General features: G+C 40.2%; 11 protein-coding genes. All 11 read left to right on the top strand.

The genetic code is table 11. The features are described from left to right. The first annotated feature begins 4 nt into the window (after positions 1-4). The 11 genes from ATG70_RS11680 to ATG70_RS11630 all read left to right on the top strand — a co-directional run bounded on the left by ATG70_RS11680 (position 5) and on the right by ATG70_RS11630 (position 12,889). Entirely contained in the window at positions 5-547 is a 543-nt protein-coding gene (locus tag ATG70_RS11680) for a CvpA family protein (RefSeq protein WP_098444472.1), read from the top strand. A gap of 399 nt (positions 548-946) precedes the next feature. After that, positions 947-2,662: a DNA polymerase/3'-5' exonuclease PolX gene (gene polX / locus ATG70_RS11675; protein WP_098444471.1), complete on the top strand. Its 1,716-nt coding sequence runs from the start codon at positions 947-949 to the stop codon at positions 2,660-2,662. Between the two features lie 30 nt (positions 2,663-2,692). Next, a complete protein-coding gene (locus ATG70_RS11670; RefSeq protein WP_098444470.1) occupies positions 2,693-5,038 on the top strand; it encodes an endonuclease MutS2 in 2,346 nt (781 codons plus the stop codon). A gap of 17 nt (positions 5,039-5,055) precedes the next feature. After that, positions 5,056-5,463: a DUF350 domain-containing protein gene (locus tag ATG70_RS11665; protein ID WP_098444469.1), complete on the top strand. Its 408-nt coding sequence runs from the start codon at positions 5,056-5,058 to the stop codon at positions 5,461-5,463. A gap of 372 nt (positions 5,464-5,835) precedes the next feature. Continuing rightward, on the top strand, positions 5,836-7,524 hold the full coding sequence (locus tag ATG70_RS11660) for a long-chain-fatty-acid--CoA ligase (protein ID WP_373560783.1): 1,689 nt from the start codon (positions 5,836-5,838) through the stop codon (positions 7,522-7,524). Positions 7,525-7,766: 242 nt separating this feature from the next. Further along, positions 7,767-8,360, top strand: a complete 594-nt coding sequence (locus ATG70_RS11655) for a TetR/AcrR family transcriptional regulator (protein ID WP_098444467.1) — start codon at positions 7,767-7,769, stop codon at positions 8,358-8,360. 52 nt (positions 8,361-8,412) lie between these two features. After that, on the top strand, positions 8,413-9,186 hold the full coding sequence (locus ATG70_RS11650; protein WP_098444466.1) for an enoyl-CoA hydratase: 774 nt from the start codon (positions 8,413-8,415) through the stop codon (positions 9,184-9,186). Positions 9,187-9,215: 29 nt separating this feature from the next. Beyond that, positions 9,216-9,986: an electron transfer flavoprotein subunit beta/FixA family protein gene (locus tag ATG70_RS11645; RefSeq protein WP_098444465.1), complete on the top strand. Its 771-nt coding sequence runs from the start codon at positions 9,216-9,218 to the stop codon at positions 9,984-9,986. Between the two features lie 13 nt (positions 9,987-9,999). Further along, on the top strand, positions 10,000-10,977 hold the full coding sequence (locus tag ATG70_RS11640) for an electron transfer flavoprotein subunit alpha/FixB family protein (RefSeq protein ID WP_098444464.1): 978 nt from the start codon (positions 10,000-10,002) through the stop codon (positions 10,975-10,977). A gap of 251 nt (positions 10,978-11,228) precedes the next feature. Then, positions 11,229-11,540 (top strand): thioredoxin, encoded by a 312-nt coding sequence (gene trxA, locus ATG70_RS11635; protein ID WP_098444463.1) that lies wholly within the window; start codon positions 11,229-11,231, stop codon positions 11,538-11,540. Positions 11,541-11,686: 146 nt separating this feature from the next. Beyond that, positions 11,687-12,889 (top strand): hypothetical protein, encoded by a 1,203-nt coding sequence (locus ATG70_RS11630; RefSeq protein WP_098444462.1) that lies wholly within the window; start codon positions 11,687-11,689, stop codon positions 12,887-12,889. Positions 12,890-12,912: the final 23 nt, after the last annotated feature.

The raw sequence follows: 12,912 nt of genomic DNA, 5'->3' as shown, positions 1-12,912 counted from the left end.
ATAGATGGTTGATCTCATTCTTTTTATAGTGTTGGTAGGAGGTTTTCTTATTGGTCTTCGTAGAGGGCTGATCCTACAAGTTGTTCATTTAGTTGGATTCATCGTTTCGTTTATAGTGGCCTATCTGTATTTTAAAGATCTTGCGCCTCATCTGAAGCTGTGGATCCCATATCCATCCTTTGGAAACGAAGCTTCTTCAACTGCGATGGTATTTGAAGCGATTAATTTAGAAGCCACCTATTATAGTGGTATTGCGTTTGCGCTATTGTTCTTTGGTACCAAAATCCTCATGCAAATTATCGGATCGATGCTCGACTTTCTTGCTGATCTTCCTATCTTAAGAACAGTGAACGGCTGGCTCGGAGGAGTGCTAGGGTTTGTAGAAGTATATATTGTCGTGTTCTTGTTTCTATTTATTGCAGCACTTGTACCAAATGAAACGGTCCAAACAGCTATTTCAAATTCGTTTCTTGCAGAAAGCATCGTTAAACATACCCCGGTGTTAACGGAACAAATAAAAGATTTATGGAGTACCCATGTCGCATAACCCTTCAACTAGAAGGGTTATTTGTTTGTAAATACAAAGGTTCCAGCGCTTGTCGGACCTAAACGGGGCGCTTCCGCTTTTCAATGTCTAGCTGCAGCGCCCAGGTCCTCGAGTCGCTTCACCTTTCGCTCTGAACACAAAGAGCGTGTTCAAATCGAATGGTTCCAGCGCTTGTCGGACCTAAACGGGGCGCTTCCGCTTTTCATGTCTAGCTGCAGCGCCTATCCCCTCGAGGTCATAAGCCAATCCTAATTGTGGCAAAGAGCGCCACATATAGGCTCGTCTTATGCTTGTCGGGGATAAGCAAGGCGCTTCCGCTTTTCAAGTAAAAATAATTGGATTTGTTTGGGTTTATGGATACGATAGTAGTAATGATCTTTTTATGGAGGTAAGTATGGGATGAATAAGAAGAATGTGATTCGTTTTTTAGAAGATATTGCGGTTTATATGGAACTTAAAGGAGAAAATCCTTTTAAAATATCAGCTTTTCGTAAGGCGGCACGTGCGCTGGAAACGGATGATCGGAGCATGGAACAAATTGAAGATCCGGCTGAGCTTAATGGAATTGGAAAAGGGACGGCAGCGGTCATAAACGAGATTCTTGAAAATGGCGAGTCAGAAACGCTTGAGACTTTGAAAAATGAAGTGCCGTCTGGTCTTGTACCTTTATTGAAATTACCAGGTCTTGGTGGAAAAAAACTGGCTAAGCTCTACAAAGAACTTGGTGTTATTGATATGGCTACATTAAAAAACGCATGTGAAGCGCAACAAATTCAAGAACTTCCTGGGTTTGGAAAGAAAAGTGAGGAGAAGATCTTAGAGGCGATCGAAGAAGCAGGAAAACGACCTGAGCGACTTTCAATTGCTTACATGCTTCCACTTGCAGAAAAGATTGAACGACAACTAAGTGAATTGGAGCAAATCGAAAAGTTTGCACGGGCAGGCAGTTTGCGTCGTGTGAGGGAAACCATTAAAGACCTCGACTTTATTATTGCTACGACTGCTTCTGCTGATGTATCAGAAAAACTCCTTGAACTAGAAGGGATTTCAAAAATCATCGTCAAAGGAGATACGAAAATCACGCTTGAGCTAGATGATGAATATGGTGTCTCGGTAGATTTTAGACTTGTAAAGCCAGAAGAATTCGCTTCAACCCTACACCATTTTACTGGTTCACAAGCTCATAATGTGAAGATGAGACAAATTGCTAAGAAGAAAGGCGAGAAAATTAGTGAATATGGAGTAGAGTCTGTTGAAACAGGCGAAGTCATCACGTTTGAAAATGAGAAAGAATTTTATGGTCATTTTGGGCTCGCTTATATTCCCCCAGAAATTCGTGAAGATCGTGGCGAAATTGAAGAAGCAGAGAAAAACAAGATTGATCTCGTGCAATTACAAGATATTAAAGGTGACCTACATATGCACTCTACCTGGAGCGATGGGGCATATACGATAGAAGATATGGCTGAACGTGCTAGGGATAAGGGCTATTCTTATATCGCAATTACGGATCATTCACAGTATTTAAAAGTTGCAAATGGATTAACACCAGAGAGGTTACGTGAACAAAGAGAAGAAATTAACCGACTGAACAAAAAATGGACAGACTTCAAAATATTTGCTGGAGTCGAAATGGATATTTTGCCAGATGGTACACTAGATTATGACGATCAGCTGCTTGCTGAAATGGATTTCGTCATCGCTTCAATTCATTCGTCCTTTTCTCAAGACGAAGATACGATTATGAAGCGGCTTGAAACAGCGCTCAGAAGCCACCATGTAGATCTTATCGCACACCCATCTGGGAGATTACTTGGAAGAAGAAACGGGTATGCTCTGGATCATGATAAGCTAATTAAACTTGCAAAAGAGACGGGAACTGCACTTGAGTTAAATGCGAATCCAAACCGTTTAGATCTTGCAGCTGAATGGCTTCAAAAAGCACAAGACAATCATGTTAAAATAATGATAAATACAGATGCCCATCATATGGACATGCTTGAACATATGGAAATTGGTGTAGCAGCTGGAAGAAGAGGATGGCTGCGTAAAGAGAGCGTCTTAAATACGTATACGCCAAAAGATCTGGAAGCTTTCTTTCATCGGCATCACTAATTATATTCCGTTTTTTAGGAGGAACGACCATTGCAGAAAAGAGTATTACGGCTACTTGAATACGATAAAGTAAAAGAACGATTAGGGAAACACGTTTCATCCTCATTAGGTAAGCAGAAAGTTGAACAATTGACGCCTTTATTTTCACTTGAAGATGTGAATCATCAGTTGGAAGGGACAGAAGAAGGAAGAAAAGTGATTCGCCTTCGCGGACAGGCTCCGCTAGGAGGAATACGTGACATTAGACAAAGTGTGAAGCGCGCTGAGATTGGTGGCACGTTAAATCCTTCTGAATTACTCGATATTTCCAGCACTATTTATGGAGGACGTCGTTTTAAAACCTTTCTTGAAAATATGATTGATGATGGTGTTGAGCTACCTCTTCTAGGAGGTTTAGTTCACCAAATTATACCAGAGACGGATCTTGAAAAAGAAATTAACGCCTGTATCGATCAGGATGGAGAAGTGCTCGATTCAGCGAGCGATGCATTACGACGCTTAAGAACGCAGCTGCGAAGTTTTGAGTCACGCGTCCGAGAGAAGTTAGAAAGTCTCATTCGCTCGTCAAGCACAAGAAAAATGCTTTCTGATGCGCTCGTTACGATTCGAAATGAACGCTACGTGATTCCAGTGAAGCAGGAGTACAGAGGTTCATTTGGTGGAATGGTTCACGATCAATCATCTTCGGGTGCAACATTATTTATTGAACCTCAATCGGTTGTTTCAATCAATAATCAGTTGAAAGAAGTAAAAGTGAAAGAAAAGCTTGAAATCGAGCGGATCTTAACTCAGCTAACAGGAAGCGTATCAGAAGCTTCTCATACGCTTCGACACAATGTCGAGGTGTTAGCCGATATTGACTTTATATTTGCACGTGCTCTATATGCAAATGAATTAAAAGCAACAAACCCTTCGATGAATGATGAAGGCGAACTTGAAATTAGGCAGGGCCGTCATCCGCTTCTACCTCAAGATCAAGTTGTACCTTCTTCCCTTTACCTTGGCAAAGATTACTCTTCACTCGTCATCACAGGGCCAAACACGGGAGGGAAAACCGTAACGCTTAAAACTGCTGGTCTTCTTACACTTATGGCTCAATCCGGATTACATATTCCGGCTGATGAAGGCTCCACGATGGCAGTTTTTCAGAATATCTTTGCAGACATTGGTGATGAACAGTCTATTGAACAGAGCTTGAGCACATTCTCTTCTCACATGACGAACATTGTTCAGATTTTAAAAAATATTGATCACAATAGTCTCGTTCTTTTTGATGAGCTTGGTGCGGGAACTGATCCACAGGAAGGTGCTGCACTAGCGATCTCAATCCTTGATTATGTGTATAACCGTGGATCGAGAGTGATTGCAACGACCCATTATAGCGAATTAAAAGCGTATGCTTACAATCGTGAAGGTGTTATGAATGCGAGTGTAGAATTTGATGTAGAGACGTTACGCCCTACCTATCGACTATTAATTGGCGTACCTGGTCGAAGCAATGCATTTGAAATTTCAAGACGCCTTGGCCTAATGGATGATATTATCGATGATGCTAAGTCGCAAATTTCTAGCGAAAGCAATAAGGTGGATCGAATGATTTCCTCCCTTGAAGATAGCCAGAAACAGGCCGAATTGGATCGACAGGGAGCGTCTGATCTAAGAAAAGAAGCAGAATCACTAAAAAAAGATCTGGAATCACAGCTTGAGAAATTTGAAAAGCAGCGTGAACGACTCTTTGAAGAAGCGGAACAGAAAGCCGCCGAAGAAGTAGAGAAAGCACAGGAGCAGGCCAAGAGAATTATTCACGATCTTCGTACTTTCCAAAAAGGCGCGGTAAAAGAGCATCAGTTAATTGATGCCCAGAAACAGCTTGAGGATGCAAAGCCTGAATTGAGGTCTTCAAAGCCGAAACCGAAAAAAGCGCAGGCAAAAACTTATGAACCTGGTGATGAAGTAAAAGTAATTAGTTTTAATCAAAAAGGACATATCGTCGAAAAAGTAGGAAAGAACGAATACCAGGTTCAACTAGGAATTATGAAAATGACGGTAAAAGCAAATGATCTTGAAGCAATTAAATCCAAGCCAGCAGTAGAACGAAAACCGTTCGTTACGGTGCGAGGAAATAATAGCCAGGTTAAAACGGAGCTCGATTTAAGAGGCAAAAGATACGAAGATGCACAAATGGAAGTAGAGCGCTACATTGATGATGCCTTACTTGCTGGATATCATCAGGTTTCAATCATTCACGGAAAAGGCACTGGAGCCCTAAGAAAAGGTGTTCATGAATGGTTGAAACGTCATTCGAGAGTAAAAAACCTTCGTATGGGTGGTATGAATGAAGGTGGCGGTGGTGTGACCGTCGTTGAACTGAAGTAGAGAAAGGATTTTACACGATGGAACAACTTTGGGATAGTGTAGCATTTCAAACCGCAGCAAATTATAGTGTTGTCATTGTTTGCATGATCGTGTTTTTATCAGTCTTTGAATTTGTGACATCTTATCGTAACTGGGAAGAAATCCAAAGAGGAAACCTCGCCGTATCTATGGCTACAGGCGGGAAAATCTTTGGAATCGCCAACATTTTTCGCTTTTCGATTGAGCACAACGATTCTCTCGTCACAATGATGGGATGGGGCGTTTTTGGTTTTGTTTTATTGTTAATTGGGTATTTTACTTTTGAATTTTTGACACCTAAATTTCGAATCGATAAAGAAATTGCAGCGGATAATCGGGCAGTAGGATTTATATCAATGGTTATTTCGATTGGACTGTCCTTTGTCATTGGTGCAGGGATTTCGTAAGAGGAGCACATTATGGAAACATTATGGAAAGTTCTAATGGTCGTATCAGGGATCTTTTTTATTGCGGGAATTATATATTTGATTTATTTTGTTTGATTGAAAAGAAGAACAGGCCGGTCCTGTTCTTCTTTTCTTTAGATATAGATCAATTAAGAGGCTTGGGACAGATCATCCTTTTTGATTAAAGCTATGAAACGCTTTGTATGAAACCAAACTATTTTACTAAACTTGTCTCCCTTTTACGACGGAAAATGCCATTGTATTCAAAAAAATCAAAAAAAGATAGGATAATTGAAGCGTTTTCATTATAATTATCATATAGAGAGATTTTTGGTTGGAAGGAGACGTGAAAGGGAGGTTGATGAAAAAATGATGAACATGCCCGAAAAAGAGTGGTTTAATTTTTATCAAGAAGGAGTACCGACCTCAATTGAATATGAGGAAAAGCCTCTTCATGCTTATCTTGTTGATGCAGCTTCAAAGCATCCTAACAAAAAAGCCGTTCATTTCCTTGGAAAAGAACTAACTTATCAAGAACTTCATACGCGCTCAAGACGTCTCGCAAATTCATTGCGTGAAAATGGTCTCAAAAAGGGTGGTAGAGTTTCGATTATGCTGCCAAACTGTCCTCAGGCAGTTATTAGTTATTATGCTGTTCTGATGGCTGGAGGGGTCGTTGTCCAAACGAATCCTCTTTATATGGAAAGAGAGCTTGAACATCAGCTAAAAGATTCTCAAGCAGATATGATGATATGCCTTGACCTCGTCTTACCTAAGGTTTTGAAGGTAAAAGATCAAACGGTATTGCAGCATATTATTGTAACAAAAATCCAAGATTACTTACCATTTCCTAAGAATATGCTTTATCCTTTAGTACAAAAACAGAAGAAACAAGGATTGCTTGTGGAAATGCCTTCTACAAATCAAATTCATACGTTTCAAGAATGGGTAGCATCTGGTAAGGATGAAGAGATAGAGATAGATGTTAATGTAAAAGAAGACCTTGCTCTTCTTCAATATACCGGCGGTACAACGGGTCTTGCAAAAGGGGTAATGCTCACTCACTTCAATCTTGTGGTTAATACAATGCAATGTAAGCACTGGATTCATGATGCGAAGTATGGTGAAGAACGTGTGCTAGGAATTCTCCCATTTTTCCACGTGTATGGAATGACTTGCGTAATGAATTTATCAATTATGTATGCGGCAAAAATGATCATTCTTCCTAAATTTGAGCCAAAGGATACGTTGAAAACAATCCAAAAACAAAAACCGACTCTTTTCCCCGGCGCCCCCACTATCTATATATCTTTACTGAATGATCCTGATATTGATCGATATGATTTATCATCAATCAAGGCTTGTATAAGTGGATCAGCTCCGCTTCCAATTGAAGTTCAACAAAATTTTCAAGAAAAAATAAGCGGTCGCCTTGTTGAGGGCTATGGGTTAACAGAATCCTCACCTGTTACTCATTCCAACCCTTTGGATGGTACAGTCGTTGGGAGCATAGGGCTTCCGTGGCCTGATACGGATGCGAAGATTGTCAATGCAGCTGATGAAGAGGCTGAGATAAAGGAAATAGGAGAACTTATTGTAAAAGGTCCTCAAGTGATGAAGGGCTATTGGAATCGACCAGATGAAACATCAGCTGTGTTAAAAGATGGTTGGCTATACACTGGAGATATGGCTTATCGAGATGAAAAAGGTTACTTCTATGTCGTGGACCGAAAAAAAGACATGATCATTGCTGGCGGTTATAATATATATCCTAGAGAAGTTGAAGAAATTTTATATGAGCACCCTGCTGTTCAAGAAGCTGTGATTATTGGTGTACCGGATGCTTATCGCGGTGAAACGGTAAAAGCGTTTGTCGTGTTAAAGAACACTGCACATGTAACAGAGGATGAGTTAAATCAGCATTGCCGTCGCTATTTAGCGGCTTATAAAGTGCCAAGATTGTATGAATTTAGGGAGGAGCTTCCTAAAACGACAGTTGGGAAGATTTTGCGACGAGTGCTTGTCGATGAAGAGAGAGCAAAAGAAAACCAATCGCTTTAGCGGTTGGTTTTCTTTTATATCCTTAGAATGATAGAAAAAGTTACGATTATTCTGGAAAAATTCGCACATTTCTGCTTTTTTGTGGTATGATTGACTTGCGAAAAAGCTCCTGATTCCAACCGAGCGCTCGTTCAGAAATCTAATGTTGACAATGTTGTGATCATATCGCTACAATAAGATTATGAATGAACACTCATTCATTTTTATGTGAGTGCCGGATAAAGAATAAAGGAGAACTTCATATGGTAGAAAAGGGGAAAAAAAGGGGTCCGAAATACGATAAGATTATTGATGCAGCCGTTGTAGTCATTGCCCAGAATGGGTATCACCAGGCGCAGGTATCTAAAATAGCGCGTGAAGCTGGAGTGGCAGACGGTACGATTTATCTTTATTTTAAAAATAAAGAAGATCTGCTCATTTCGTTATTTCAGAAAAAAATGGGAAGCTTTATCGATAAGACAGAAGAACAAATTGCGAAAAAAGAGAATGCAATGGATAAATTGTTTACGCTGATCGATATGCATTTCAAACATCTTGGTTCTGACTATGAACTTGCAATTGTAACTCAGTTAGAATTAAGACAGACGAACAAAGCTCTTCGCGCACAAATCGGCGAAGTATTAAAAAAATACTTAACGCTTGTGGATCACATCTTGCATGAGGGGATTAAGTCAGGATTATTTATAGAGGAATTAGATATTCGCCTCGCTAGACAAATGATCTTTGGAACACTTGATGAAACCGTCACAAACTGGGTCATGAAAGACCACAAGTTCGAATTGGAACCACTTGCTAAGCCGCTTCATCACCTTTTGATTAACGGCTTAAGCAAATAAATAGATATCCCGGCTTTGACCGGGATAGTAAAGTTCTGAGAGGAGTGGAGAAGTGGAGTTCATTAACATTTCGAATGAAAACAAAGTAGCACATATTACGTTGAATCGTCCTCCAGCTAACGCTGTGGCTTCGGACGTTTTGCGAGAATTGTCGGAGGCGTTCACTCTAATTGAAGACGACCCTAAGACAAAGGTGATTTTGATTTCTGGTGAAGGAAGATTTTTCTCAGCAGGTGCTGATATTAAAGAATTTACAACGGTTAGCACTGAAGAAGGCTTTGCGGATCTAGGTAGCTATGGGCAACAATTATTCGACAAAATGGAAGCGTTCTCAAAACCGATTGTCGCTGCTATTCATGGTGCTGCGCTTGGAGGAGGGCTAGAACTAGCAATGGCATGTCATATTCGCTTCGTAACAGAAGATGCCAAGCTAGGTCTACCTGAGCTGCAGCTAGGTTTAGTCCCTGGATTTGCAGGTACACAACGGCTGCCCGCGTTAGTTGGAAAAGCAAAAGCAACTGAAATGCTGCTAACCAGTGAACCCATCTCAGGACGCGAGGCATTAGAACTGGGCTTAGCGAATCAGGTATATAGCGAGGAAGACCTTTTACCAAAAGCGAAAGAATTCGCTGAAAAAATTGCTAAGAAAAGCGCTGTAGCTGTGAGCTATGCTCTTAAACTACTTACTTATTCAAAAACAGAAAAATTTGATGAAGGCGTTCAAAAAGAACGAGAGTATTTTGGAAAAGCATTCGCTTCAGAAGATGGACAAGAAGGAATTCAAGCGTTCATCGAGAAGCGTCAGCCAAACTTTCAAGATAAATAAGGTGAATTATTTCAGGGAGGGATAAAGATATGAACATTTATGTCATTATGAAAAGAACATTTGATACAGAGGAAAAAATCGTTATTGAAAATGGGAAAATTAGTGAAGAAGGCGTTGAATTTATCATCAATCCATATGATGAGTATGCGATAGAAGAAGCGATTCAACTACGCGACGATCATGGTGGAGAAGTAACAGTGGTTAGCATTGGGGATGAAGAAGTTGAAAAAGAGCTACGTACAGCTCTAGCAATGGGCGCAGATAAAGCCGTCCTCATTAACAATGAAGATCTTGATGAAAGTGATCAGTATACGACGACCGCCCTTCTTGCAGCTTATTTCGAGGATAAAGAATACGATATTATTCTTGGCGGAAATGTATCAAACGATAACAGCACCGGTCAAATCGGTCCACGCCTTGCTGAAAAACTTGGAATCGCTTACGTAACCACGATTACGAAGCTCGATATTGATGGAACAACGGCTACAATGGAACGTGATGTAGAAGGGGACATGGAAGTTGTTGAAGCGCAACTCCCATTGCTTGTTACAGCTCAGCAGGGGCTAAACGAACCGCGTTATCCATCGCTCCCAGGGATCATGAAAGCAAAGAAAAAGCCTCTAGAAGAAATTGATTATGATGATCTTGATGTCGATGAGGATGAAATTGAAGCTAAAACAGAAACAATCGAAGTCTATTTGCCACCTAAAAAAGAAGCTGGAAAAGTACTTGAAGGTGAAATTGGAGATCAAGTGGAAGAATTAGTGAAATTACTTCGCCAGGAAGCGAAAGTTATATAGGAGGGGATCAACCATGGCCAAAAAAGTTCTCGTATTTGCAGAAGCGCGTGACAATGAATTACGAAATGTTTCATTTGAAGCAATTGGTGCAGGGAAAGAAATTGCAGCCGGTGGAGAAGTAATTGCAGCCATTGCTGGAGAAAATGTGAGCTCTTTAACAGATCAACTTTTTCATTACGGAGCCGATCGTGTCATTAAAGTGGAAGATGAAAAACTAAAAAATTATACAAGTGATGGTTATGGTCAAGCATTTTTGCAGATCGTTGAGAGCATCGATCCTGATGCTATTTTAATGCCACATACATCAATGGGGAAAGATTTAGCGCCACGACTTGCAAGTAAGCTTGATGCTGGTCTTATCTCAGATGCTACTGGTATTGAACTTGATGGAGAAGCAGTCGTCTTTACACGACCAATTTATTCGGGTAAAGCATTCGAAAAGAAAAAAGTAAAAGAAGGCATTGTTCTTGCTACAATTCGTCCGAATAATATTGCTGCTCTTGAGATCGATGAATCACGTTCCGGAGAAGTTTTTGAAGAAAGCGTAGAGATCAAAGACCTCCGTACGATTGTGAAGGAAGTCGTTCGTAAGTCGACTTCTGGTGTCGACCTCTCAGAAGCCAAAGTAATTGTAGCTGGCGGTCGAGGTGTTAAAAGTGAAGAAGGATTTGAACCGCTACAGGAACTTGCAGATCTTCTCGGTGCTGCTGTAGGAGCATCTCGCGGCGCTTGTGATGCTGATTATTGTGATTACTCGCTTCAAATTGGGCAAACAGGTAAAGTGGTAACGCCAGATCTTTACATTGCTTGTGGAATTTCTGGGGCGATCCAACACTTAGCAGGTATGTCTAACTCAAAAGTAATTGTAGCGATTAATAAAGATCCTGAAGCAAGCATTTTCAGTGTAGCGGACTATGGAATTGTTGGAGATTTGTTTGAAGTGGTGCCACTTCTGACACAGGAATTCAAAAAAGTTTTACAAACAAGCTAAGATAAAAGCGAGCTAATACAGCTCGCTTTTTTGATGAAGTTAATTAAGAATCGTGTTTTTAGTGGGAGCGTTTTATTCTCTAAAAGATAGGGAAGAATGAATGTAAGTCAAAACAATGGAATCAGAAAGACGATTAATGATATACTCATTTTGTGCCAGTTGATGAAATATCAAGATGGCAGAGCACACTGAGGCAACCGGCCTTAACCTGGTATTCTCAAGTGATAAATGTTTAAGGAGGAAGATACAGTATGGCTATCGTACACGCAACAGATCAAAGTTTTGCACAAGAAACAAGTGAAGGTCTCGTTCTTGCAGACTTCTGGGCACCATGGTGTGGCCCTTGTAAAATGATCGCTCCTGTACTAGAAGAGCTTGACGCTGAAATGAGCGACGTGAAAGTAGTAAAACTTGACGTTGATGAAAATCAGGAAACAGCAAGCAAATTTGGTGTAATGAGCATCCCAACGCTTCTCGTTTTCAAAAATGGTGAGGTTGTTGACCAGGTTGTCGGCTTCCAACCAAAAGAAGCACTTGCACAAACACTTTCTAAGCATCAATAAGGAAAAATGATCAAAGCATTCGAATCTGTAAATCAGATTCGAATGCTTTTTTTGTGGGGTCTTCAAAAGAAATGCTATTGACACTGATAATCGTTCTCGATATAATCATCTTGGATAAACGACCTGACGAAAAGGAGTTTTACATAATGAAAAAATCAACTATGCTATTTACTTCTATTACGCTTGCAGCTACGGTTCTCGCTGCATGTGGTAATGATTCTGAAAATGCTGCAAATACAGGTAGCAATTCTCAGGAACAAACAAATTCCGCTTCACAATCATCTGAAACTCAATCAAATGATATGACGATTGAAAACGCTGTTACTACAAAGCAAGTGGAAGCGTATCAAAAGATGTTGGATGAGCTGAACAAAATGAAAGAAAACGAAGAAGTGGACTGGGACCTTATTGAATCTACCTACTCAAGCGAATTGAAAAGCGCTGTGAATGAAATCGATAATGAATTTGATACCTTTATCACGACGGGTATACAAGCGGGTAAATCAGGTGAGCTTGATCAAAACGTTGCGCGACAAATGATTGATAAAGGCACACAGTCATACTTTTATCAGAAACAAAAGTCTCTTCAACAAGCGGTAATTGATGCGAAGGACGCGAAAAAAGATGAAGAAGCGATGCTTCATTTTGAAGAAGTAAAATTACTTACTGAGAAAGTATTCGTTCCTACTGCAGAAAAACGCGACTCCTATTATGAACTTGAAGGAGATTCTAGTCTTGTAGAAAACATCAATAATGGTCTTTCAGCACAGGAAGACGCTCTTTCTGAAGGAGATATGGAAAACTTTGCTGTTACAAAGCAGGTAACTGATAAATCAATTTATAAGAGCTACTACTTGGCAGCGAATTCTTATGCTGAGAAAATTGAAGAAGCCGTAAGCTCTGGTGAAACAGAAGAGCTTCAAATTATGCAAACGGAAGCACTTGGATTTTATCAAGCTATTAAAGGATCTCTCTCAGGCGGAGATGAAGAAGCTGCACAGAAGCTAAGCGAGCTATTCGATATTAGCAATGATCCGGAGGCCATTAAAGCGGATGAAGTATCTAACTTGTTCGAAAAAGCGTTTGCTGGAAAAATTAAAGGCTATCATGAAAAAGTAGCTGAATTAGATGAAAACAATCTTTCTGAAGGAAAAGAGGCTGCAATGGAAGCCAACGTTTTCTTAAAAGCTATCGAAATGCCGTTAATGGAAGCACTAGGTGAAGATGAGACAAATGCCGTGTACGAAGATGCACAAAGTTGGTTTGATGCTGTGTCAAATAACGATGCTGAAGAGGCAAATAAACTAAGTGAACAAATTTTGACCACACTAGAAAGTGTAGTAGAATAGTTTTAGATTGAAATGGCCGCTAA

The organism is Bacillus sp. es.036 (genome assembly GCF_002563635.1).
In the GTDB taxonomy this organism is placed as follows: Bacteria; Bacillota; Bacilli; order Bacillales; family Guptibacillaceae; genus Guptibacillus.
Note: the sequence above shows the minus strand (reverse complement) of the source record. Positions and strands in the feature narration are given on the sequence as shown.